Origin of the sequence: Alteriqipengyuania abyssalis, from assembly GCF_019857185.1 — a bacterium.
GTDB lineage: Bacteria > Pseudomonadota > Alphaproteobacteria > Sphingomonadales > Sphingomonadaceae > Alteriqipengyuania > Alteriqipengyuania abyssalis.
Genome location: NZ_JAHWXP010000005.1, coordinates 33453 through 55873 on the forward strand (window position 1 = coordinate 33453; position 22421 = coordinate 55873).

At 64.5% G+C, this 22421-nt stretch carries 24 protein-coding genes; 14 read left to right on the top strand and 10 right to left on the bottom strand.

Annotation, left to right across the window (positions count from 1 at the left end):
- The first annotated feature begins 198 nt into the window (after window positions 1–198).
- The 6 genes from KYN89_RS14830 (at window position 199) to KYN89_RS14855 (ending at window position 7279) form a co-directional block, all read left to right on the top strand.
- Window positions 199–1203, top strand: coding sequence for a DNA topoisomerase IB (locus KYN89_RS14830; RefSeq protein WP_222825814.1), 1005 nt, complete (start codon window positions 199–201; stop codon window positions 1201–1203).
- Window positions 1204–1318: 115 nt separating this feature from the next.
- The gene (locus tag KYN89_RS14835) at window positions 1319–2341 is read left to right on the top strand and encodes a sensor histidine kinase (RefSeq protein ID WP_222825815.1); all 1023 of its coding nucleotides are present in this window, start codon (window positions 1319–1321) and stop codon (window positions 2339–2341) included.
- Window positions 2342–2437: 96 nt separating this feature from the next.
- Window positions 2438–4510, top strand: a complete 2073-nt coding sequence (locus KYN89_RS14840; protein ID WP_222825816.1) for an NAD(+) synthase — start codon at window positions 2438–2440, stop codon at window positions 4508–4510.
- Window positions 4511–4568: 58 nt separating this feature from the next.
- Entirely contained in the window at window positions 4569–4964 is a 396-nt protein-coding gene (locus KYN89_RS14845; RefSeq protein ID WP_222825817.1) for a hypothetical protein, read from the top strand.
- A gap of 93 nt (window positions 4965–5057) precedes the next feature.
- Window positions 5058–5945: a DMT family transporter gene (locus KYN89_RS14850; protein ID WP_222825818.1), complete on the top strand. Its 888-nt coding sequence runs from the start codon at window positions 5058–5060 to the stop codon at window positions 5943–5945.
- Window positions 5946–6004: 59 nt separating this feature from the next.
- Window positions 6005–7279 (top strand): GGDEF domain-containing protein, encoded by a 1275-nt coding sequence (locus KYN89_RS14855; RefSeq protein WP_346727247.1) that lies wholly within the window; start codon window positions 6005–6007, stop codon window positions 7277–7279.
- Window positions 7280–7348: 69 nt separating this feature from the next.
- Here the strand turns inward: KYN89_RS14855 and KYN89_RS14860 are convergent, their stop codons facing one another.
- From KYN89_RS14860 to KYN89_RS14870, 3 genes are all read right to left on the bottom strand, one after another.
- A complete protein-coding gene (locus KYN89_RS14860) occupies window positions 7349–8464 on the bottom strand; it encodes a branched-chain amino acid aminotransferase (RefSeq protein WP_222825819.1) in 1116 nt (371 codons plus the stop codon).
- A gap of 162 nt (window positions 8465–8626) precedes the next feature.
- Window positions 8627–9103 (bottom strand): hypothetical protein, encoded by a 477-nt coding sequence (locus KYN89_RS14865; RefSeq protein WP_222825820.1) that lies wholly within the window; start codon window positions 9101–9103, stop codon window positions 8627–8629.
- Window positions 9104–9573: 470 nt separating this feature from the next.
- Entirely contained in the window at window positions 9574–10128 is a 555-nt protein-coding gene (locus tag KYN89_RS14870) for a hypothetical protein (protein ID WP_222825821.1), read from the bottom strand.
- Window positions 10129–10163: 35 nt separating this feature from the next.
- Between KYN89_RS14870 and KYN89_RS14875 the strand changes: the two genes are divergently transcribed.
- The 3 genes from KYN89_RS14875 to KYN89_RS14885 all read left to right on the top strand — a co-directional run bounded on the left by KYN89_RS14875 (window position 10164) and on the right by KYN89_RS14885 (window position 11884).
- On the top strand, window positions 10164–10919 hold the full coding sequence (locus tag KYN89_RS14875) for a TlyA family RNA methyltransferase (protein WP_248285336.1): 756 nt from the start codon (window positions 10164–10166) through the stop codon (window positions 10917–10919).
- Window positions 10920–11027: 108 nt separating this feature from the next.
- The gene (locus KYN89_RS14880) at window positions 11028–11582 is read left to right on the top strand and encodes a TspO/MBR family protein (protein ID WP_222825822.1); all 555 of its coding nucleotides are present in this window, start codon (window positions 11028–11030) and stop codon (window positions 11580–11582) included.
- 56 nt (window positions 11583–11638) lie between these two features.
- Window positions 11639–11884: an accessory factor UbiK family protein gene (locus KYN89_RS14885; RefSeq protein ID WP_010234617.1), complete on the top strand. Its 246-nt coding sequence runs from the start codon at window positions 11639–11641 to the stop codon at window positions 11882–11884.
- A 131-nt stretch (window positions 11885–12015) separates the two neighbouring features.
- Here KYN89_RS14885 and KYN89_RS14890 read toward each other — a convergent pair whose 3' ends face one another.
- The 7 genes from KYN89_RS14890 to KYN89_RS14920 form a co-directional block, all read right to left on the bottom strand.
- A complete protein-coding gene (locus KYN89_RS14890) occupies window positions 12016–13251 on the bottom strand; it encodes an MFS transporter (RefSeq protein ID WP_222825823.1) in 1236 nt (411 codons plus the stop codon).
- Entirely contained in the window at window positions 13244–14299 is a 1056-nt protein-coding gene (locus tag KYN89_RS14895; protein WP_222825824.1) for a CapA family protein, read from the bottom strand. Before KYN89_RS14895 ends, KYN89_RS14890 begins: the two co-directional genes overlap by 8 nt.
- A 125-nt stretch (window positions 14300–14424) precedes the next feature.
- Window positions 14425–15600, bottom strand: coding sequence for a phytanoyl-CoA dioxygenase family protein (locus KYN89_RS14900; protein WP_222825825.1), 1176 nt, complete (start codon window positions 15598–15600; stop codon window positions 14425–14427).
- Entirely contained in the window at window positions 15597–16601 is a 1005-nt protein-coding gene (locus tag KYN89_RS14905; RefSeq protein WP_222825826.1) for a fatty acid desaturase family protein, read from the bottom strand. Before KYN89_RS14905 ends, KYN89_RS14900 begins: the two co-directional genes overlap by 4 nt.
- A 48-nt stretch (window positions 16602–16649) precedes the next feature.
- The gene (locus KYN89_RS14910) at window positions 16650–17336 is read right to left on the bottom strand and encodes a hypothetical protein (protein WP_222825827.1); all 687 of its coding nucleotides are present in this window, start codon (window positions 17334–17336) and stop codon (window positions 16650–16652) included.
- Between the two features lie 40 nt (window positions 17337–17376).
- Complete coding sequence (locus KYN89_RS14915) at window positions 17377–18036, bottom strand: GNAT family N-acetyltransferase (RefSeq protein ID WP_222825828.1); 660 nt, start codon at window positions 18034–18036, stop codon at window positions 17377–17379.
- An 11-nt stretch (window positions 18037–18047) separates the two neighbouring features.
- The gene (locus KYN89_RS14920) at window positions 18048–18764 is read right to left on the bottom strand and encodes an iron-containing redox enzyme family protein (protein WP_222825829.1); all 717 of its coding nucleotides are present in this window, start codon (window positions 18762–18764) and stop codon (window positions 18048–18050) included.
- Between the two features lie 122 nt (window positions 18765–18886).
- Between KYN89_RS14920 and KYN89_RS14925 the strand changes: the two genes are divergently transcribed.
- The 5 genes from KYN89_RS14925 to KYN89_RS14945 all read left to right on the top strand — a co-directional run bounded on the left by KYN89_RS14925 (window position 18887) and on the right by KYN89_RS14945 (window position 22395).
- On the top strand, window positions 18887–19741 hold the full coding sequence (locus KYN89_RS14925; RefSeq protein ID WP_222825830.1) for a sterol desaturase family protein: 855 nt from the start codon (window positions 18887–18889) through the stop codon (window positions 19739–19741).
- The gene (locus tag KYN89_RS14930; protein ID WP_222825831.1) at window positions 19708–20130 is read left to right on the top strand and encodes a GFA family protein; all 423 of its coding nucleotides are present in this window, start codon (window positions 19708–19710) and stop codon (window positions 20128–20130) included. The genes KYN89_RS14925 and KYN89_RS14930 overlap by 34 nt, the downstream gene beginning before the upstream one ends.
- A 152-nt stretch (window positions 20131–20282) precedes the next feature.
- Window positions 20283–20519 (top strand): hypothetical protein, encoded by a 237-nt coding sequence (locus KYN89_RS14935; protein WP_222825832.1) that lies wholly within the window; start codon window positions 20283–20285, stop codon window positions 20517–20519.
- 161 nt (window positions 20520–20680) lie between these two features.
- Window positions 20681–21277 (top strand): DNA repair protein RecO, encoded by a 597-nt coding sequence (gene recO, locus KYN89_RS14940; RefSeq protein ID WP_222825833.1) that lies wholly within the window; start codon window positions 20681–20683, stop codon window positions 21275–21277.
- 29 nt (window positions 21278–21306) lie between these two features.
- Window positions 21307–22395, top strand: a complete 1089-nt coding sequence (locus tag KYN89_RS14945) for a glycosyltransferase (RefSeq protein ID WP_222825834.1) — start codon at window positions 21307–21309, stop codon at window positions 22393–22395.
- The last annotated feature ends 26 nt before the right edge of the window (window positions 22396–22421 follow it).

Consider the following 22421-nt stretch of genomic DNA (forward strand, 5'->3'; position numbering starts at 1 on the left):
AGGCATTGATGGCGACAAGGTGGGCCCTGCGCAGGCGAGCGCAAGCGCGACGCAGCTCTTGGGCCGGCAAGATGATCTGCGCAGCGCGCAAAGTTTCCTATCGCTTCCGCCGCAGCGCTGGCCGCGAACGGCGATCGCCGGGAACCGTCGCGCGGTGAGCGAGTCGTTCCAGCAGCAGCCTGTTGCGGATGTAACCATATGGAAAAGCTCATTTTCGTCGACGACAGCCTGCCCGGCATCACCCGCAAGGGTGCCGGGCGCGGTTGGGCCTATTACGACCCCGATGGCGAGTTGATCCGCGATGCGGCGGAGCGCGAGCGGCTGAACGCGATCGCGCTGCCGCCCGCCTATAGCGATTGCTGGTTCTGCCCCGCGCCCAACGGGCACATCCTCGCCACCGGATACGACGCAAAGGGGAGGAAGCAATATCGCTACCACCCCGAATTTCGCGCCAGCCGGGAGAGCGAGAAGTTCGACCGCTGCCTCGCCTTCGGTGCACGCTTGCCGCTGTTGAGGAAGCGGGTGGTCGACGATCTGGGCGCGCGCGATCTGCGGCTGGCGCGCGCGCTGGCCGGGGTGGTCCGGCTGCTCGACCTGGGCGCGATCCGGATCGGGAACGAAACCTATGCGCGCGACAATGGCAGTTTCGGCGCGACCACGATCAAGAGCCACCATGTCACCGTGCGAGGGAAGACGCTGCGGTTCCGGTTCCGCGCCAAATCGGGCAAACACCGCGATCTGGAATTGACCGACACGCATCTGGCAAAGATCGTCCGCCAGATGCAGGATCTGGACGGGCAGGACCTGTTCTCCTTTGTCGATCCTGCCGCCGATGCGGTGCGCGATGTCACCTCCAGCCACGTCAACGCCTATCTGCGCGAGACCATGGGCGAGGATTTCAGCGCCAAGAACTTCCGCACCTGGCACGCCAGCGCGATGGCATTCGGACTGCTGGCGGGGGCGAGGGAGGATCTGACCATCAAGACCGTGACGGAAACGGTTGCCCAGCGGCTGGGCAACACACCTGCGATCACCCGCAAGAGCTATATCCATCCGGCGATCTTCGATCTGATGGACCGGCAGGGCGAATGGCGCGAGGGGCTGCAACTGCCCCGGCGGACCAAGTGGCTCGCGCGTGAGGAGCGCGGGCTGATCGAATTTCTGGAAGATGCGCCGTCTCCGCGCGACATCCTCGCCGCCTGACGTTTTTTTCTCAAAACTAACATGGCGCAATCGCGCCCGCGTAAACTCGATGCTAGAGGTCGAGTAGCATTGTCAGCGCCGAATCTGGTGGGATAGGCGCGGAAGAGGGACGCATTTGCCCAACCATAAGCTGACCGCTGTCGACGCGGCCAATTTCCTGCCACGGAAATTTCCACCGCTTGTCGCGCAAGTGCTCTTCGGGCTTGCGTTGGCGCTGGCGATGATCGGCCTGCGCACCCTCATCGACATCGTCGCGCCCAATGCAGGCCCCTTCGCGCTGGTCTACCCCATGGTGCTGATCGCCACGCTGTTCGGGCGGCTGCTGGCCGGGATCATCTGCCTGATCGTCTCCTTCGTGTGGGCGTGGTACTTCGTGCTGCCGTTCCACGGGTCGTTCGCGTTCGAGGTGGCGAGCGATCAGTCGCGCGTGTTGATCAACTTCCTGTCGACCTGCGTGGTGCTAGTCCTCGCTGAGATCTTCCGCGCGGCGGTCCGCGTGCGCGAGGCCGAGCTGCACGAATCGCTCGAACGGCGGCGCTGGCTGATGGCGGAGCTGCAGCATCGTACGAAGAACAACTTCGCGCTGGTCGCCAGCATGATCGAATTGCAGAAACGCCGGCAAGACAATCCCGCCGCCGCCGCCGCGCTGGAAGATGCCGCCAACCGCGTGTTCTCGTTCAGCCGCGCCTATGCGCAGCTGGCGGTGGACGGGGCCGACCGCAAGGAAGGCGCGATCGACATGGCCAGCTATCTGGAAGACGTGGTCGACCATCTGGTCCACGCGTCCTTCGACGATAACGTGAAGGTCGAGTGCCGTATCGCCCCGATCCCGCTGCCGCGAGACCAGGCGGTGGCGATCGGCCTGTTCCTCAACGAAGCGCTGACCAACGCCGCCAAATACGCCTTCGGCGACGGGCGTGATGGGGAGCTCACCATCGCGCTCTCCGGGTCGACCAATGACTGGCGGCTGGAAGTGCGCGATAATGGCGCGGGCACCGCCGCCAACAGCGATGCCGATGGCGGGCTGGGCAAGAGCCTGATGCGAACTTTCGCGCAGCAGGCCGGGGCCGAACAGGATATCGAAGTCGACGAGCATGGCTGCCGCGTGACGCTGGCGCGCCTGCCGCTGACCGCATAGCGCGCCTGACCGGGCCGTTCGCGGATCGTTTCCTGAGCTGCCCTCTGTGTGGGCCCTTGTGCCGCGCGCGCCATCCGGGCACACGCTGAGCTACCAATGGGCCAGAGCGCACACCCCTTCTTCGACCTGCACACGCACGGCTTCGTGCGCGTTGCGACCTGCACGCCCTGCGTGCGCCCGGCGGATGTCTCCGGCAATGCCAAGAGCATCGTCGAGATCGCGCGCGACGCGCACGAGGCAGGGGTCGACTTCGCGGTCTATCCCGAACTGTGCGTCACCGGCTACGCGATCGACGATCTGCATCTGCAGAGCGCGGTGATCGATGCCGCCGAAGCGGCGGTCGCGCGGATTATCGACGAGAGCGAGGGGCTGACCCCGGTGCTGGTGATCGGCGCGCCCGTGCGGCGCGGATCGCGCCTGTATAACTGCGCGCTCGCGATCTCCAACGGGCGCCTGCTGGGCGTGGTGCCCAAGAGCTACCTGCCCAACTACCGCGAATTCTACGAGAAGCGGCAGTTCACGCGCGGGCATAATTGCCAGGGGCTCGACGTGACGATCGCAGGGCACGAAGCGCCCTTCGGCACCGATGTGATCTTCGCCGCCGACAACCTGCCGGGCTTCGTCTTCGGGATCGAGATCTGTGAGGATTTCTGGGCTCCGCAACCGCCCGGCATGATGGCCGCGATGGCGGGGGCGACGATCCTTGCCAACCTGTCTGCCTCTCCCGTCACCATCGGGCGCGCGAGCGACCGCCACCTCCACTGCGCCTCCAGCTCCAGCCGGGGCATGTGCGCCTATGCCTATTCAGCGAGCGGGCATGGCGAGAGCACGACCGACCTCGCGTGGGACGGGCAGGGCGTGATCTACGAGCTGGGCGAGCTGATGCAGGAAAGCGTCCGGTTCGATCGCGGCGCGGAGCTGTGCGTGGTCGACATCGACACGCGGCGGATCGTCAACAACCGCACCCAGAACGGCACCTTCCACGATGCGAGCGAGGCGGCGGGCCGCCCCGAAGATTGGTATCGCCGGGTCGGCTTCACCCACAATATGCGTGCTGCTGAGACAGTCGGCGGATGGGGCCTGAAGCGCCCGGTACGCCGCTTCCCCTTCGTGCCCGACGATCCCGATACCCTGCACGAGGATTGCTACGAGGCGGTCAACATCCAGGTCGATGCGCTGATGCGGCGGATCGAGGCGACCAGGCCCAAGAGCCTCGTCCTCGGCATTTCGGGCGGGCTCGATTCGACCCACGCGCTGCTGGTCGCGTGCGTCGCGTGCGACCGGCTGGGCCTGCCGCGCGAGACCATCCGCGGCTACACCATGCCCGGCTTCGGCACCTCCGACCGGACGAAGGACAATGCGCTCAAGCTGATGCACGCGGCGGGGATCACTGCCGAGACGATCGACATCGTGCCCGCAGCGCAGCTGATGCTGAAAGACATCGGGCACCCCTATGCCGACGGGAAGGAGGTGTACGACACCACCTTTGAGAACGTGCAGGCCGGGCTGCGGACCGATTACCTGTTCCGCCTCGCTGGCCACCACGGCGGTTTCGTGATCGGCACCGGCGACCTGTCCGAACTGGCGCTGGGCTGGTGCACCTACGGCGTGGGCGACCAGATGAGCCATTACGGCGTCAATTCGGGTGTGCCCAAGACGCTGATCCAGTACCTGATGCGCTGGATGATCGAGACTGACCAGTTCAGCCACGACCTGAACGAGGTGCTGGAGGATGTACTGGGGACCGAGATCAGCCCCGAACTGGTCCCCGCAGGGGCCGACGGCGCGATCCAGAGCACCGAGGACCATATCGGCCCCTACGCGCTGCACGACTTCTTCCTCCATCACATCGCCCGCCACGGCCAGTCGCCCAGCCATGTCGCGTTTCTTGCGTGGCATGCGTGGAAGGACGCTGAGAGCGGCAAGTGGCCGCTGGGCTTCCCCGACGAGGCGAAGCAGGCCTACGACCTCGCGACCATCCGCAAGTGGCTGGCCGTGTTCTGCCGCCGCTTCTTCGGCTTCAGCCAGTTCAAGCGCAGCGCGATGCCCAACGGGCCCAAGGTCTCGCTGGGTGGAGCGCTCAGCCCGCGCGGCGACTGGCGCGCACCCAGCGATGCGGTCGCCGACCTGTGGCTGGCAGAGATCGAAGCGAACATTCCGGAAAGCTAGCGGTTAATCTACAATTCATGCGCCCGGGCGGAGTTTTGCGGCCAGCAGGGAGACCGTCATGAACACGCCACATCGCCTTCTGGTTGCCGCCACTCCGGTGCTCGCTCTTGCGCTTGGCGCGTGCGCCGACACCGGTATGGGCCGCGTCGCGCTCCCTAATACAGGCTCCTATCAGGAACTGCGCACCGCGCCTGGTCCGGACGAGAACGCCGTCGCGGTGCTGAGCGATCTGCGCAAGACCGACAGCGAGTTCGACAAGCTGCGCGAGAGCGGGCAGCTGACCAAGCGCGAGAAGCGCAAGCTCGACCGGGCACAGGCGCAGGTCGGCCTGCTGGCGGCGAGCTACTGCGAGGATGGCGTGGTGACGGACGCCGAGCGCCGCGAGATGGATATCTACTCGCGCGCGATGCAGGACCTGGCAGCGATCGAGGCACCGAAGTCTCCGAAGAAGTAACGCGCCCACGCCCTGCCGGGTGGCCCGCTAGGCGTGCGCCTGCCGCGACAGACCGATTTGCCCCGCACTCTGCCTGCCGCTAACGCGCGGACCATGCCCGCCCGCACGATTCTTCTGCTGATCCTCGTGAATTTGCTGTGGGCGCTCAACGTGGTGGTCAGCAAGGTCGCGGTGGACGATCTGGGCATGCCGCCGCTGTTCTACGCCGCGCTGCGCGCGCTGCTGACCCTGCTGGTGCTGTTCCAGCTGCTGCGCCCGCTCCCGCGCAACTGGCCGCTGGTCGCTGCCGTCGGGCTTGCCATCGGCGGTGGATCCTTCGCGCTGTTCGCGATCGGCCTGTCCTATGCCGATCCCTCGACCGCAGGGATCGTCAGCCTGTCGGGCGCGCCGATGACCGTGCTGCTGGCGATCGTGCTGCTGGGCGAGGATGTCGGCTGGCGGCGCGGGGTCGGCATCGCGCTGGCGATAGGCGGGGTGGTGATCGCGATCTCCTCCCCCTCGGGCCTCCAGAGTTCCGCCGGTCTCGGCTGGATCGGGCTGTCCTGCCTCGTCGGGGCACTGGGCTCGGTATACGTCAAGAAGATCGACGTCGGGGGCAAGCCGCTCCAGGCGTGGTCCGCGCTTGCCTCCTTCGTGGTCCTGTTGCCGTTCTCGCTCGCGACCGAGCGCGATCTGGTCGCGCCGCTGGCAGAACATCCGTGGCAGGTTCTGGGCTGCCTGATCTTCGCCGGGCTGGTGGTGTCGGTTTACGCGCATACGATCTATTTCAACGCGCTGAAGGATCACGATGCCAACCTCGTCGTGCCCTTCACCCTGCTGCATCCGCTGATGACCGTGGCGCTGGGCGCGTGGCTGACGGGCGATCCTGTCGGCTTTCCGTTGCTGGTGGGCGGCGCGATCGCGGTGGCGGGCGTTTCGATCCTCGTCCTGCGCCCAAGCGAGACCTTCACGAAACGGTTTCTCGTCCGGTCGCGCCTTTGAAGAACAAAGGGTTGCGATAGGGGAAAGCATGTTAACCACCTCGCGCTAAAGCGGGGGACGTGAAGCAAGAGACGCAATTTCTGCCCGCTGCGCGTGTTCCGGATGTCGAAAACATGGTGGAACAGGCGGCGGAAGGTGGCCTGCCGATGCGAAAATGGCCCGCGCCGCTGCGCGCGCTGTGGCACGCCGAGCTGCCGGCGCGTGGGCGGCAGGATCTCGCCTTCATCAATGCCCTCGGCCTCGTCGCCGTGCTGCTGTGCGTCCCGCTCGACTATTCGACCGGGCCGCAGACCTTTGCGACCGGGCTGGTCCTGCGGCTGGGCATCGTAGTGCCCGCCTACCTGCTCGCGATCTACGCCGCACTGCGCTGGAGCTGGCCGATCCGCCGTCTCGTCTCGATCGTGCCGCCCGCCTGCTTCGCCACCGTCGCGACCTTCCTCGGGACCTTCCAGAGCGGGGCGGAGATGTCCTCCTACCTGATGGGGGCGGCGCTGATCGTCCTCATGGCGACCGCGGTGCTGCCGCTGCGCGCAGGGATGCTGAGTATGATGGTCGGCCTGTCGCTGATCGGGATGTGGACGGTGTGGGCAGCGCTGCCCCTGTCTCCGCCCGTGAGCGGCGAAAGCGGTGCGCTGCTGGCCTACCTGACGGCGACGATGCTGGTCGCGCTCGCGCTGCCTATCCGGACCGACCGGATGAAGGACCGCGCCTTCCTGTCCGACCTGCGCAGCCGCTTCGTGTCCGAACGGCTGGTGGCCGCAAACGCCCAGCTGCGCGAGCTTTCGCATCGGGACGACCTGACCGGCCTGCCCAATCGCCGCTATTTCCAGCGTATCTTCGGATCAGCGCTGGAGGATTCGATAAAGCGCGGCGACGGCCTCGCGGTGATGATGATCGACGTCGACCGGTTCAAGCACTTCAATGACAGCCACGGCCATCTCGCCGGCGATCGGGCGTTGCGGCAGGTGGCGGGGCAGCTGGAGCGGCAATTCGCGGCGCCGGGCTGCACCGTGGCGCGCTATGGCGGGGAAGAGTTCATCGCACTGGTCGAACGGTGCGATGCCGCGCACGCCCTCGCCCTGGCGGAGACGATCCGGCAGGCGGTGGAGGAACGTCCCGTGCTCACCGGACAGGGCGCGAAGGTTCCGATCACGCTGAGTATCGGTGTTGCCATGCGCGAGAGCGCGAACACGGCCGCCGGGGACCTTGTCGCGCGCGCCGACAGTGCGCTGTACGACGCGAAGGAGGCCGGCCGAAACCGGGTGCAGCTGGCGGGCGAGGCCCCGGATGGCACCACGGGTCAAGGCCGGTGTCGCCCGGCGTCGCAAGCATAGGCGACACAGCGCCGGGCGCGGTGCCTCAGCCCCTATTTTGCAGTGCCAGTCGCCGGGTCCGTGTGCGCGTCAGTCCAGCTTCATCACCCAGCCGTGCGGATCGGGCGCGGTGCCCATCTGGATGCCGACCAGCTTGTCGCGCATCTTCTGGGTCAGCTGGCCGGTGCCGCCGGTGCCGATGGTGAAGGTGCCATCCGGCCCGTTGACGCTGCCCACCGGGGTGACGACCGCCGCGGTGCCGCAGGCGAAGGTCTCGATCAGGTCGCCCTTGGCCGCATCGGCGTGCCACTGGTCGATCGAATAGGGCTCTTCGCGCACCTGCAGCCCTTCGTCGCGCAGCATCTGGATCAGGCTGTCGCGGGTGATGCCGGGCAGGATCGTGCCGGTCAGCGGCGGGGTGATCGCGCTGCCGTCCTTGAACACGAAGAACAGGTTCATGCCGCCCAGTTCCTCGACCCACTTCTTCTCGACTGCATCGAGGAAGACGGTCTGCTGGCAGCCCTGCTTCGTGCCCTCGGCCAGCGGCACGAGGCTGGCGGCGTAGTTGCCACCGGTCTTCGCCGCGCCGGTGCCACCGGGGGCCGCGCGGGTGTGATCGCGGCTGACCCACACGTCGACCGGCTTCACGCCCGACTTGAAATAGCTGCCGACCGGGCTGGCGATGAGGCAATACAGATATTCGCGCGCCGGGCGCACGCCGAGGAAGGCTTCGGTCGCGAACACGAAAGGCCGCAGGTAGAGCGAACCGCCCTCGACCGTGGGCATCCAGTCGCGGTCCTTGGTGACCAGCTGGCGGATCGATTCGAGGAACAGTTCCTCGGGCAGTTCCGGCATCGCCATCCGGCGCGCGCTGGCGTTGAGGCGGCGCGCGTTCTGTTCTGGCCGGAACAGCGCGACGGAATCATCCTCCCACCGGTAGGCCTTCATCCCTTCGAAGATTTCCTGCGCGTAGTGCAGCACGGCCGCCGCCGGATCGAGCGGGATCGGTTCGCGCGGGCACAGCTTCGCATCGTGCCAGCCATCCTCGCCGCGCTCTACCCGGGCGGCGTCGAAGGCAATCGTCACCATGTGATCGGTGAAGATCGACCCGAATCCGGGGTCCGCCAGCGCCTGGTCGCGGGTTTCGGACGGCACGGGGGCGGGGTGGGGCAGGTGGGCGAAATCGATCATCGGCGCGTCGGCCATAGGGCAGTAGTCTCCTTGGCCGAGGCGGTTATGCGCGCACGCCACGCGGGGCAAGGGGTTTCGAAAAAAATTTCACAATTACGGCAAGAAACTTTTCACAAATTGCGCGCCTGAGGGCTTGGGAAAGCGTGTTGCGGCCCGTGCCGCAGGCCCTCGCGCGGGTCAGCAGCTCTCGATCAGCATTGAATGCAGCGCGGTGCCCGACTTATCGACCCAGCGATAGAAGAACGACCCTCCCATGCTGATGGTATCGGCCATGTCGCTAGACTGGCAGACCGACAGCCGGGTGCTCTCGGCAAGCGTGGCGACCTGCTGCGGGCCGAAGTCGCGCGCGTTCACATCGACCAGGTAGGTGTAGTTCAACCGCGGCCCGGTGGAGGAGATTGCGACCAGCGTAGTGCTCGCGTCCATCTTCATCGGCAACTGGGAACTGATCTGGTCGGACGTGGCGCGGAAGATGCAGCCGATCATCGTCGCCAGGTCTGCTTTGGACAGCTGGTCTGCCGGGACGTTCTGCCGATCCTCAGCAACGCATTCATCCACTGCTGCATCGCTGTCCGTCTGCGGCTCCGCATAGGTCCCGTGGGCCTGCATGGTCAGCGCGAGCACGGCTGCGCCCGATGCGATCAGAAACGACATGTGCGGCCCTTCCCCGTCCGATGGTTACCTGGCCGTTTTATCGCCGAATGTGCGATGCGGAAGAGGAAATGAAAAGGGCAGCTCCAGCCCGTCGGTGGAACTGCCCTTTCATGGTCAGCGGCCAGGAAGTGCCGCTCACGAAGCCTCTAAAGGTATGCGACTTTACCGATAGTGCTCCGCGCGGAAACTTGCCGACCTCTCTGCTGAACCATGAGACATCGGATCACCTCCTTTCGCGCTTGTAAGCCAAGACCCGCACCGTATCACCGGGGGCCGAGAAGCGACGTGGGCCGTCGCCCTCAGGCACCTTTTTGAGTCATGCGATTCGCCAGCACAAGCCTTGTAAATATGTTTTTCCCCGTCATACTTGTGCGCTCACGAAATGAACGGCGTTGCAGCGTAAACCGCGCCCCCCGGCACGGCTCGCGCGTTCCTGAAACAACGGTACTTCGCCAGCAGCGCAGTGCGCTTTAGCGGCAATCCTCGATCACCCGCGTCACCTCGGCCCAAGCGGGCACATAGACGCCGGGTTCGCCTTCCACTTCCACTGCGAAACGCCCGCGCGTGATCGCCATCGCGTCGAGCAGCGGGTCGCGCGCGTCCAGCGTCGTCAGCACCCGTGCAGGCGAGCCCGAGGCGGGCTTTGCCATCATCGGGCGCGAGGTGGTCTCGGTGCTGATCCGCATCGCGACATCGCCCTGCTTGGCAGCCGACGTCGCGCGCACGATGCCGACCTTGCGGGTGGCGATCTCGCACACGATGGCCAGCTTGGTCGCGCCCGGCGTGCCGAAGATTGCCAGCGTTTCGCCAGGCTCGACCAGATAGCTCCAGTCGCCCGGTGTCTGCGGCCGGTCGATCCAGTTTTCCGCCGGCGGTGGCACGGGCTGCGGCGTGGGTGCCGGGGGTGGCGGCGGAGCGGGCGCAGGGGCAGGTGGCGGAGGCTCCGGCGTCTGGCAGCAGGTCACCGCCAGCAGCGAGAGGGCGAGGGCGATACGGGCGGGGGAAAAGACGCGGGGTTTGCTCATGCCTCTGATAATGCGCTTGGACGCCGCACGGGTCCATGATTATCACGCCCGCCATGGCGAAGAAGATGCGTGTCGATCAGCTGCTGGTAGCCCGGGGCCTTGCGGAGAGCCGCGCGCGCGCGCAGGCGCTGGTGATGGCGGGCGTGGTGTTTGCAGGCGAGACCAAGATCGCCAAGCCGGGCCAGCCCATCGCCGAAGATGCCGAGCTGGAGGTGCGCGGGCGCGATCATCCCTGGGTCAGCCGCGGCGGGATGAAGCTGGCCCATGCGCTCGATGCGTTCGATCTCGACCCGACCGGCGCGGTCGCGATGGATATCGGTAGCTCGACCGGTGGCTTTACCGATGTGCTGCTGCAACGCGGCGCGGCGCGCGTGTTCGCGGTCGACAGCGGGACCAACCAGCTCGCGTGGAAGCTGCGGCAGGACGAGCGGGTGACCGTGCTGGAGCAGACCAGCGCGCGCATCCTCACGCCCCAGCAGATCGACGCGCCGTGTAACTGGGTGGTGTGCGATGCAAGCTTCATCGGCATGGCCAAGGTGCTCGAACGCCCGCTGGAACTGGCCGCGCCGCAATGCCGCCTCGTCTCCCTCATCAAACCGCAGTTCGAGGTCGGGCGCGAAGAGGTCGGCAAGGGCGGGGTGGTGCGCGACCCCGGGCTGCATGTGCGGGTGTGCGAAGAGGCGCGGGCGTGGCTCGAATCGAGCGGCTGGCAGGTGCAGGGAATCGTCGAAAGCCCGATCACCGGGCCCAAGGGCAATGTCGAGTTCCTGATCAGCGCATCGCGCGGTTAATGGTAAACGCGGCGCGCGTGCCAATTCGGTATAATGTCTGCAACTTGCTTGTTGTTAAGGTATACGCCCGCCAAGGCGAATCGCAGATATTCCCCGTTTGGAGGTTTGATGACCACGCTGGCCTCACGCGCGCAGCTGCGCGCTAGCTTTATCCGCTGGGCGCTGTTCTGCGTCCCTGCCATTGTTTTGCTTGGCTTCCTTTCGGGCCAGCTGGCTGGAACGGGGGAGGGCGATCCTTGGTTCGCCGCGTTGGCCAAGCCCGATTTCTATCCCGATGCATCGCTGTTCCCGATCGTGTGGGGCATCCTTTACGTGATGATGGGCCTTGCTTTCGCGCTGGTCTGCTCCGCCTGGGGCGCCAAGGGCCGGGGCATCGCGATCGCCGCCTTCGTCGTGCAATTCGCGCTCAACCTCGCATGGACCCCGCTGTTCTTCGGCCAGCACGAGATCACCTATGCGCTGATCGTGATCGTCGCGATGGCGGTGATGATCCTGATCACGATGATCCTGTTCCTGCGCGTACGGAAGATCGCGGCGCTGCTGCTGGTGCCCTATCTCGCTTGGGTCTGCTTCGCCGCGTATCTCAATTACGAGATACGTGAGCTCAATCCGCAGGCCGACGGAGCCGACACGACCGGCGCGATCCAGCGGATCGATCTTTGAGGGGAGAGCGCGCGGGGCTCTGGACAAACCGGAGCCCACGCGCCATCTCTCGCCCCATGCAGAGCCAGAACCCCATGATCGCCGATTTCGTGAAGCTGGTGAACGGTGCCGCGGGCACCTTTGCCGGGATGACCCGCGAGGCGCAGCAGAGCGCGCGCGAGCGGATCAAGGAAACGGTCGGCGGGCTCGACTTCGTCAGCCGCGAGGAGTTCGAGGCGGTCAAGGCGATGGCCGCCAAGGCGCGCGAAGAGAACGAGGCGCTGGCAAAGCGGCTCGATGCGCTGGAAGGCAAGGGCAAGTAACTCCGCCCCGCTCGCGGGCGCGTAGCGCCGTTGTCGTCAAACCCATCGATCGTGGCTCGGACACGCGCCGCCTATGCGCGCGCTGCTTCGCCGCGATAGGATCCGGGGCGGATTGAACTTCGGACCAAAGCCTAGTCGATCGCAGAGGCGGATTGCGAGGGCGTGCCGAAGCGAGCAAGCAGCAGGCCGGTGGCCAATCCGCCGCAACCCAGGACCATTAGGGCAAAGCGCGCGTCCGATGCGCTGGCCAGGATGCCGCACAGTGCGGCACCGATCGCCGGAACTCCGGTCAATTTCAAGGTCAGCGCGGCCATCGTTCGGGCGCGCATGGTGTTATCGACCCGATCTTGAAGAATCACGGGCACGATCGCGTGTGGCACCCCCAGGCCTATCCCGCAGATGAAGATCAGCACGACCACGCCGACCTGCGACAGGAACGAGGTCGCCGCCACGAGCGCCGCGCAGGCTAGCAGGCTCGCATAAATCGTCAGGAATCGCCGCGAGGGCGATCGCGCGAACCGGGTGCTGACGATCCCGCCGACCAGCGTGCCGAGCCCGAGTGCGACGAACACCAAACCGCGGAAAATTTCTTTGTCCGGAAATGCGGTCGCGAGCATCTGCGGCATGACCGATTGCACCGGGCCCAGAACGAACAGCGTGGGAACGATGCCGAGTAGCAGTGCCTGCCAAAGCGACCGGTTGTTGAATATATGCGCCACGCCGTCCAGGATACCGCGCAGTGCGCCGGACCGGTCGCCGCCGCTCGCTTCGTGCTGCCCATCGGGTTGCGGAAGGCTGAGCGCGGATAGCAGCAGTATGGCGGCGACGATCATCATCGCCGCGAAATCCCCGAACTGGACCCGCGCGACGGCATATAGCAGGGGGCCGAAGGTGAAGCCGAAAACCGTCATCATCGACAAGATGATCGTCGGCGTGGCCGTTCGCGACGTGACCAACGCGACCATCGCGATCCTGTTGCCCGCGACGCCCCCCGCGGCATAGCCATAGAGAGCACTGGACAACAGCGCCGCAACAAACAGGACGGTCGGGGCCGGGGAAAGGAGAACTGCCAGTGCAAATGCTAGCGCCGCCAGTGCCATACCGAACCCGCAGTTACGGATCAGGCGAGCGATTGGCACCACATCCCCCAGAAAGCCACGCACCGGAGTCATCAGTCCCATCACCAGGAAGGCTACCGCGAAAACAATCGATGCCTGCAGCGCGCCGTCGCCGACGTCGGTGACGATCACCACGATACCGTAGACGAACATGGCGTGACCAATCGTCCCGGCCAGGGCCGAGAGGAAAAAGGCGAGCAAGGGCGGTGGCAGGCGCATGGAGTCCCGGGCTGCAGCCGGCTCACCCATGGTTTGCATCGGATGGTGGGAAAAGGTTGGCAACCATCGCATCATAGCTGCTCTTTAGCGGACCGTCATACTCATCGAGGCGGACGAGATGACAGTCTTCGCCATCGAATGTTTCGACGATTGGGATCAGCCGATACCCGGAAATCGCGCACGTGGTTCGGTTCACGCTGACTTCGAGTAACCCGCTCAGGCAGCTACGCCACGATCGTCCGGGCTTCGCGATGTTCGACAAGGTGTAGGTGAAGTTGCCCAGACTATAAGCGCACAGCGTACCGCGCTGATAATCTAGCGGTTGCAGCATATGCGGGTGGCTACCGACAATCAGACCGAAGCCTGCGCGGCGCAGGTCGGTCGCCAGCTGACGATTGGCCGACAAGGGTTCTGTCCGCATCTCGTAACCCCAATGCGGCAGCGCGATCGCCAATCCGGCACGCCGATCCGTCAGCTCCGCAGCGAGATCGCTCGCATCCACATGGAATTGGCGATTGACCCCCGGTCGTTCCCACTCGAAGGGATCGTCATTCATCCAGCGCGTCCACGCCAGAACGGCGAGCCGCAGCTCGCCGATCTGCACGATATCGGCCAGGCGACGATCCGCCGTGTGCTCACCGACGATCCCAAAACCCCTGCTTTTCAGCAGCGCGCAGCCATGATGGAATGCCTCGACACCCAGATCACCGGCATGATTGGCTGCGACGGACAGGCAGACGCGCTCTGGTGCCAGTCCGGCCAGCGCGCATTGTCGTTCGAGGAACTCCAGCGGCATCGCGAAAGGGGGCATCGTCAGCCCGCGGGGATAGCGTACTGCTTCATCCCGATCACGCGCAACGACAGGAGCCTCCAGGGCTCCGAAGAACATGTCGGCGGAGCGCAGGGTTTCCTGCAGAGAGGGGGCGAATACGACCGGCCGATCGCCGGTTTTGACCATCACGTCACCGCCGAAAACCAGCGTGATATCGTCGGCCGCACGCTGGCCTGCAGCTATGGGCGCGCGCGGAAAGGACGCGGGCAGCCGCCATTTGGGGAAGAAGAAGCGAATCTCCCACAAAGCGCGCACCCACCACCGATAGCGACCGTACCGCGCCAGCGACGCTTGGGTTCCGGGCTGCTTAAGCGCTTTTGGCGATGACTCTGGCGTGGCACGAGCTACACGTGACCGAGTCGGCTGCGGCCTCATGCGCTCAGCTTTGCGATAAATCCCTCATCAGTCGGCGATACCGGCACTCCGCCGCCCTTGATGGGAAGGATGAAGTTGTTCTCGCCGACGTCGACGCTGTGGTCGTCGACGTAGCGGCCCACCAAGGTCGAGCGGCGCAGGCCCGGCGCGGTGGGGCGCGAGCCGTGCAGGTTGAAAGACGTGAACGCGTAATACTCGCCTGGCTTTGCGATGAAGGGAATTTCGGTGAACTCGCCCCGGAACAAATCCTCGTAGAAGAATTGGGCGAGGATCATCAGCACCTTCGACTTTCCCCGATGGCCGCCTCGGGAAAAGAGAAATATTTTCAGCATCTCCCGGATCCGGGTGGGGGGGAAGAAGGAAACCGCATTCAACATGTGATCGATGTTGTTCAGGAAGTATTTCTGGAGATCGTAGGCGCGGGTGTCGACGAAACTTCCCGCCAGGATCGACATAGTCCCCGACTCGATCGTCGAGTCGCTCAGCGAAATCCAGATCGAGAGCGCTGAGTTCGGTTCGAACCGTTTCCCGGACCGGTGCGAGAAGGATGGGTGGCGGCTCATATCCGCGAAATCGACATTCTGATGATAGAAGGTGCGCGACCCGTCCGGCATCTGTCGGAAGATCTGTGAACGCCAGCAGGTGACGCGGTCCGTCGCGATGAGATCCTTGACCGTTCCAAGCAAATCCGGATCGCTGAAGATCGCGCGAACCCGCGTATCGAACATGAACATGTTCACGCCCAGAATGACGTCTCGTTCTTCGAGCAGCAGGTCCGCTTCCGCGCGATCCCTGCCGGCGATAAGACTATACACCGGGTTGTCCCGTGAGAAGGCCAGGTCTTCGATGTGGCGTTCCAGATCGCGCGCCTCGGCGTCGTCGATCAACCTGAAAGGGCCGGCAACGCCGTGCATGGAAAACAGATCGAGATCGGCTTGGGCGAGCCTTGTGGGGACGTGACCGTCAAGGTCTATGGCCTGCTTGCTGTTGTACTCGGCTCCCGCAATGTAGAAGCCGCGATCCTTAATCAGCGCCAGATTTTTCGCCTTCAGCGCCATGCAATACGCGAAAAGCGCATTGAGCTTGGCCGACTGGACCGGCGAGAGTCGCCCAATTGCCGCCAGCTCTGCGGTGATCTGGGTATCGTTGAGTTCTTCGAGGATCGCTTTCATCCCTGCCGCCCTCCGACGATGGTGGACTTTGCCACTGGCGCGGTTTGGGCGGACCACCACGTTCCGTGTCTGCGATTGCCCAAGTACCAGGATCGCAGCAGGCGCCACCAACCACGCGTGCGGCGAACATCGCGATTATCGAAAAAGTCGTGCAGCGCGGCGCGTGCAGCACGCATCCGGTAAAACGGCACATTGGGCAGAAAATGATGGATCAGATGATATTCGCCCGAATCGAACAGGAATAGGATCTCTTCGAACACACCGCAGCGAAATCTGGACGCGATCGAAAACGGATTATCGGGCTGGATCTCGGCATGTTCGATGAGGATGCGGATCGCATTGAGTGCGGGCAGGACCAGCAACAAAGGCAGCAGATATCCGAACAGGATCGCCTTGGGTGCGAAGAACGCCGCGACAACCGCACCGACTAGGATCAGGGCCGACAAGGTCGCCTCCACACGCGCGCGTGAAATCGCCTTCGCGGTGGGCCGACGCAGCGCGAAATAGGGCGCGCGTCCTGCGCCCATCTTGCCGGATGCGGCCCATCTGGTGCCGATTGCGGTCAGGAACAGATACCGCTTGAGCCGGGTGTCGAGGTCGCTCTTGTACGCTTCGGAATCCTCGGGCGTGACCACGTTCTCGTGGTGTGCCCAGTGGGCATCGGCGTAGCGTGTCGCACTGAGCTGGATCGGGGCTGTGAAGAGCATGGACAGGCCATGACCAAACTGCCCGCCGACCTTGCGGTGGACGAAGAATTCGTGATTCAGCAGCCCGAACAGCTGGAAGATGGTACCCTGCGCGAGTGTCAGAAGTACCAGCGCGACCGGCGACTGGACGAGGAAGCATGCCGCCAGAACGGCGATCGAAAGCGCCGGAAGCGCAATGATCATGCCGTAGTCCAGCACCCGGATCGGGCGCTGGAGCGCGCGCACGCGGTCCGGCCCCAGGTAGTCGCGAACTTCGCGCTGGCGGGCGGGAAGACTGGTGTTTGCGTGGTTCATCAATCTATCCGGATGAAGGGGCCAACCCGTCGGCGTGTCGTCGATGCGTCAGTGGACCAGGCGCACATCGATATTGATGCGGTCCATGATCTCTTCGTAGAGTTCGATCGCCTGCTGCCGGTAATCCTCGTCCAGCGCGCTGATCGACACCCCGAAATCGATCATGTCGGACACCGTTGTGGCCAGATACGAGCCCAGATGTTCCCGGTAGCCGCGCGCGATCTCGGTCGCGCGTTGACGCTGTTCTGGCTCATCCTCGAGAATCCGGCCGAGCACCTTCGCTCCGAAAGCCAGATGGGTTTTCTCGTCCTGGGCGATCTGCAGGAAATCCGGAAACAGTTCGGGGGCGTTCTTTCCGAGCTGGCGCAACTCCATCATCGCGAGGACGCCTTCGGCGTACATGTTGAGGCCGATCAGCACTTCGATCTCGTCATCGGACCGGAACAGGCGGTCAAAACGATCCTCCATGTCCCTGACCTGGTATTTTTCGATTGCCGCTTCGTCGATCGTGCCCCCGAGGTTTTCGAACGCCTTCCTGAAGAGCTCGGCGTGACGAACCTCGTCGTTGGCATGATGTACGAGATAATATTTCTCGCGGGTGATATGCCGCCTTGGTATCCACCTCGCGCACAGATCTATGATGCGCAGTTCGGAGAGGTAGAAATTGACGTATATCGTGGCGACCGCGTCGTAGAGCGGATCACCCGGCTGGCCGATCGAAAGCGCGTTTGGCATTGAAACCTCCTAAGTCGGAGCCACGGGGCTCGGTTCATTCTCACCGGCTGAGTTCGCCGCGAAGAAAGCGCAGCATGGTCGTATCGGCACCGCCGACCAGCGAGCGCAGAAACATGCCCCGGCTGATCGCCATCGCGACGCTGGCCACTGGCGATCCCAGTTCGGTGTCGACAAAAGGCACACCGATCCGCTCGAAGCCGATCTGCCTTAGAGGGCCGATCGGGCTGACTTGAGGGTCGTCGAAGACATCGGCGATGATCATCGATGCATTGTTCGTCACCGCGAACTGCATCGAGCGCTGCATGATCAGCGACATCAGCCCAAGCGGGGCGGAGGGGAACCGCCGCGAACGGAAGCTGGGCCGAACCATGAGTTTCTGCACTTCGATGAGGTGCCGGTCTTCCTTGAGCGGTCCGAGTGGCAGGAAGCGCTCGATCGGAAGGCCTTGCTGCGAATCCTCCACGATCCGTGCCGTGGCAACCGGCATGATCGGCTCTCCGTCGCGGACCAGATCGATCAGCACATAGGTCGAGTATTCGTGGTATTCGTCGTTGTGACGGATCGCCTCTCCGGTGACCCAGCCGAGCTCGGCGACATAGATGTCCTGCCACAGCTCGCGCACGGCAGCGGCGAATTCGCCTGCGCACGCGCCCTCGCGAATGCGCACGTCGATCGTTTCCACCTGCTGATGCAAATCCATCGCCGCCCCCGCTAGTCAATCGTGCTGTCGTACATCGACTTGTAGTAGAATCCGGCGGTTCGGCATGCGTGCAGGAACCACTCGAACCCTTCGTCGTCGATCTCGATTTCGGCGATCACGTCCCACAGATCCTGGATGTGCTGCTTGTCGGTGGTGGCGTGAGAGAGGAAGAAGGAGAAATTCGCAGGCGTCAGGCCCTCCTTCTCCAGGAAGGGCAGAAGGTCTTCGGCCTTGAGCGCTGCACCCAGCCCTTCAAGGACCAGCGAGCTGGCGATGCGGGACGGCGGAAAGTGATGCGCGTTGTAGAAGTTGAAGGCGATATAGGCCTGCACATGCGGGCCGGGCAGAAGCGTGCGCGGATCTGGGCCACAATAGCCTATCGAGCGCAGGTCGTCGGCGATCCACTGGTAGTGCAGCATTTCCTCTTCAGCGTGGTGGACGAGAAACTCGCGCACGGCGGAATGCCGGGTCGCGCAGTTCCCCGCGGCCAGCGCAAAGGACATGGTGCCCTGATGGACCTGCGGGAATATCGTCAAAAGTAACGACTGGTAATCCGCACGCGTCCATTCGCCCGCCTTGATGGCCTTTATGACCTTGTTGTCGGCGAAGTCTTCGATCGCCCGATCCGCGGTCGCGCGAAGCGACCGCACCTGTTCAGCTTGCATTGAATGCTCCCCCCGATCGAATGACCACAGGCTGGCGTTCGGGTTCGGTGGTGGCAACAGCAAGAAAGTCGATAATGAATGTTACTTGGCAACCGTTCCGGAGGTAATTTTATTATATTTATTGCGCGCGCTTGATTAGGTGAAGTGAGAGGTTGTGATCTGAAAAATACATCGGAGGTGCCGGTTTGTCTGATTTCTGGCTCGTTTTCGAAGGTCGTTTGGCGCTTTATTTCGCGTTTGCGACCGCTGCCTGGCTGCTCGCCATCGCCGTGGGCCGCACTCGGTTCCGCGGAAGGGTAATCCGTCGGCAACGGATCGGGTGGCACGATTATCGCCGCGAGATCGGGCAGTCGCTGGTGTGTCTGGTCGTTTTCTCGCTCAGCGCGTATATTGTTCTGATCGGCTCATCGCAGGGCTGGATGCATCTCGACACCAGTGGCCGGGCGACGATTTTGGAATGCGTTGGCGTATTCGTGCTGATGCTGGTGGTGCATGACGCCTACTTTTATTGGAGTCACAGGCTGTTTCATCACCCCAAAGTGTTCAGGCGTTTCCATCTCACGCATCACAAGTCCGTCACCCCCACGCCATTTGCGTCCTATTCGTTCGATGTCCCGGAAGCGGTCGTACATGCGGCGTTCTTCCCCCTGTGGTTCGGGATCGTCAGCACGCCTGTCGCTGTCGTGCAGGTCTTCGTGGTCTTCGCATTGACCCGAAACGTGCTCGGTCACACCGGCGTTGAAGTCCTCCCCAGGTTTACCGTCGACAACGTCGTTCTCGACCAGTTCACCACGACCACGCATCACGACCTGCACCACACCGGTCATTTCCGGCACAACTTCGGCCTCTATTTTACCTGGTGGGACCGGTTGATGGGCACCGAGCATCCGCGTTACAAAGAGGTCTTCCGCGAAGTAACCTCGCGAGACGGCGGTGATGCGCGGAACTCCATTGCGCAAGAGCGGAATGTACAGGACACGAGTGTGCGAGACAGGGGAGTCGGGATGTGGCGGGAACACGGGACGCAAAACCCGCGCTGAGGGGAAGCTGCCTTTGCGGGGCTATCGGGTTCGAGCTCGATAGGCTCGACGGGCCGATCGGCCATTGTCATTGCCGAACATGCCGCAAAGCGCATTCGGCACCCTTCGCAACTGTTGCCCGGGTTCGCCGTGACCAGTTTCGATGGACCCGGGGGGAGAACCGGCTCTCGCAGTTCGAATCCTCCGCAGGCAAGCATCGCATGTTCTGTTCGGTGTGCGGCAGTCAGCTGGCCGCCATGCTCGATGGTTCCGACCAGCTGGTATTGCGCGTCGCCACCCTGGACGACGATCCGGGAGAGCGACCGATCGCGCATATCTGGATGGAACATGACGAGCCCTGGCTCGGCTGGCAGGCGCTGGACGAATATCAGCAGTTTGCGACGCGCTGAAGCGCCGCGGCTCGATGCGTTGGAAGGCAAGGGCAAGTAATTCGGCCCGCTGGCGGTAAATCACCGCTTTTGCATCGAAATTTATGAAATGATGGATCGGGTGCGCCCGGCCCTCGCGCGCGTTCTCTCGCTGCTAGAGAGGTTGACGCGCCATGTTCACACAACTCGATCCTCCGATCCCGCTCCATGTCCTGGGCAAGGGAGACGGTTATGCGCTGGGCGTCATCGACTATGGGCAGGAACACAACCTGCTGTGGGTGACCGCGATCGATGCTACCGGAGAAATCTGGTGCGCGCCCAATCCGGAGGTGCGGATGCAGGCCAACTGGTCGATGGCCCGCCCGCGTTCGACGGCGGTAAAGGCGTCGAAGGAAACGATGGCGGGGTAGGCTTCGCGAAACAGATCGTTGCCCCTGCGCAGGCAGGCGCCCAACCGACCTTCAGGCCAGCACAATCTCGCCAAACCGGCAGCGACCCGCTAGTCCGCACCGATGCCCGGCGCTCGCTCCATCCAACCACGAAACCGCCGCAGCGGTGACGCCAGCGACCGATGCAACTGAAGGCCCCCGCCATCGTTCTCGCCGCGCGCCCGCATGGGGAGAATGCGGTGATCCTGCGCGCATTGACGCGCGAGGCGGGGATGGTCGCGGCCTATGTCGCGGGCGGGCAGGGGCGGCGGCTGCGGCCCGTGGTGATCCCGGGCAACTCGGTGGAGGCGGATATCCGCGCGCGCTCGGCCAGCCAGCTGCCGTTCGGCAAGGTCGAGCTGATGAACAGCCGCGCGCCGTGGCTGAACGAGCCGCTGCCCGCCGCCGCGATCCTGTGGGTCACCGCGCTGACCGCTTCGACCCTGCCCGAGCGCAATCCCTATCCCAGCCTCTACGATGCGCTGGGCGGATTGCTCGATGCGATCTGCCATGCGCCCTCGGCGCGCGGCTGGGCGCCCGCGCTGCTCTCCTACGAGGTGCTGCTGCTGCGCGAGCTCGGCTATGGCGGGATGAAGCCCGAGGCGGGCGATCTGCCGGAAACACTTGCAGCGCTGAACGCGTTGGGCCCCGCGCTGGAGCGCTACCTGCTTGCCGAGCGGCATGGCGATGCTATGGCCGCGCGCGGTCGGCTGCTGGAGCGGCTGGCGCGGATCGCCTGACTTTTCGGCCATTGGGGGCTCACACCTGAGTGCTTGAGATCGCGGTCATCCTGCCCACGCTCAACGAGCGCGAGAATATCGTCCCACTGCTCGAAGCGCTCGACGCGGAACTGGCGGGCTTCGCTTGGGAAGCGATCTTCGTCGACGACGACAGCACCGACGGCACCGCCGATGCGCTGCGCGAGATCGGGCTGCACAACCGCAAAATCAGGGTCATCCAGAGGATCGGGCGGCGCGGGCTTGCCTCGGCGGTGATCGAGGGCGCGTGCGCCACCGCTGCGCCCGTGGTCGCGGTGATGGATGCCGATCTGCAGCACGACCCCGCGCTGATCCGCGACATGCTCGAACACCTACGCAGCGGCGCGGCGGACCTGGTGGTCGCCTCCCGCTTTGCCGAAGGGGCGAGCGCGGATGGCCTGCCCAGCGCGCGGCGCGAACGCGGATCGCGGCTGGCCAACCGGCTCGCGCGGATGCTCACCGGGGTCGAGCTGAGCGACCCGATGAGCGGGTTCTTCGCGATGGAGACCGCCCGCCTGCGCGCACTCGCCCCGCGCCTGTCGGGGATCGGGTTCAAGGTGCTGCTCGATATCCTGTCCGCCTCGCCCGAGCGGCTGCGGGTGGTCGAGGTGCCGATGCATTTCGCCGCGCGGCGAGCAGGCGAGAGCAAGCTCGACCGGGCGGTGGCGTTCGAATTCCTGGTCGGCCTGTACGAGCGGCATCTGGGCCGGATCGTGCCCACGCGTTTCGCGCTGTTCGGCACGGTCGGCGGGGCGGGGGTGCTGGTCCACCTGAGCGTGCTGACGCTCGCCTACCGGATGCTGGGCAGCGGGTTCACCGCCGCGCAGGCGCTGGCGACCTTCGCCGCGATGAGCTTCAATTTCTGGCTCAACAACTGGCTCACCTATCGCGACCAGCGCCTGCGCAGCGTGCCCGCCGTGCTGCGCGGCTGGGCGGTGTTCTGCGTGGCCTGTTCGGTCGGCGCTCTCGCCAACGTCGCGCTGGCGAGCCTGCTGCAGGCGCGCGGCACCTATTGGCTGCTCGCCGCGCTGGCGGGGATCGTGGTCGGCGCGGTGTGGAATTACGCGCTGTCGAACCGGTTTGTGTGGGGGAGAGTATGAGACGATCCTCCCCGCTTTGCCGAAGG

Coding starts and splice junctions, on each gene's coding strand:
- KYN89_RS14915 (WP_222825828.1), bottom strand. CDS start 18,036: ATGGATTTGCATCAGCAGGTGGAAACGATCGACGTGCGCATTCGCGAG.
- KYN89_RS14890 (WP_222825823.1), bottom strand. CDS start 13,251: ATGGGTGAGCCGGCTGCAGCCCGGGACTCCATGCGCCTGCCACCGCCC.
- KYN89_RS14845 (WP_222825817.1), top strand. CDS start 4,569: ATGAACACGCCACATCGCCTTCTGGTTGCCGCCACTCCGGTGCTCGCT.
- KYN89_RS14870 (WP_222825821.1), bottom strand. CDS start 10,128: ATGAGCAAACCCCGCGTCTTTTCCCCCGCCCGTATCGCCCTCGCCCTC.
- KYN89_RS14910 (WP_222825827.1), bottom strand. CDS start 17,336: ATGCCAAACGCGCTTTCGATCGGCCAGCCGGGTGATCCGCTCTACGAC.
- KYN89_RS14850 (WP_222825818.1), top strand. CDS start 5,058: ATGCCCGCCCGCACGATTCTTCTGCTGATCCTCGTGAATTTGCTGTGG.
- KYN89_RS14900 (WP_222825825.1), bottom strand. CDS start 15,600: ATGAAAGCGATCCTCGAAGAACTCAACGATACCCAGATCACCGCAGAG.
- KYN89_RS14880 (WP_222825822.1), top strand. CDS start 11,028: ATGACCACGCTGGCCTCACGCGCGCAGCTGCGCGCTAGCTTTATCCGC.
- KYN89_RS14875 (WP_248285336.1), top strand. CDS start 10,164: ATGATTATCACGCCCGCCATGGCGAAGAAGATGCGTGTCGATCAGCTG.
- recO (WP_222825833.1), top strand. CDS start 20,681: ATGCAACTGAAGGCCCCCGCCATCGTTCTCGCCGCGCGCCCGCATGGG.
- KYN89_RS14865 (WP_222825820.1), bottom strand. CDS start 9,103: ATGTCGTTTCTGATCGCATCGGGCGCAGCCGTGCTCGCGCTGACCATG.
- KYN89_RS14860 (WP_222825819.1), bottom strand. CDS start 8,464: ATGGCCGACGCGCCGATGATCGATTTCGCCCACCTGCCCCACCCCGCC.
- KYN89_RS14830 (WP_222825814.1), top strand. CDS start 199: ATGGAAAAGCTCATTTTCGTCGACGACAGCCTGCCCGGCATCACCCGC.
- KYN89_RS14840 (WP_222825816.1), top strand. CDS start 2,438: ATGGGCCAGAGCGCACACCCCTTCTTCGACCTGCACACGCACGGCTTC.
- KYN89_RS14905 (WP_222825826.1), bottom strand. CDS start 16,601: ATGAACCACGCAAACACCAGTCTTCCCGCCCGCCAGCGCGAAGTTCGC.
- KYN89_RS14935 (WP_222825832.1), top strand. CDS start 20,283: ATGTTCACACAACTCGATCCTCCGATCCCGCTCCATGTCCTGGGCAAG.
- KYN89_RS14885 (WP_010234617.1), top strand. CDS start 11,639: ATGCAGAGCCAGAACCCCATGATCGCCGATTTCGTGAAGCTGGTGAAC.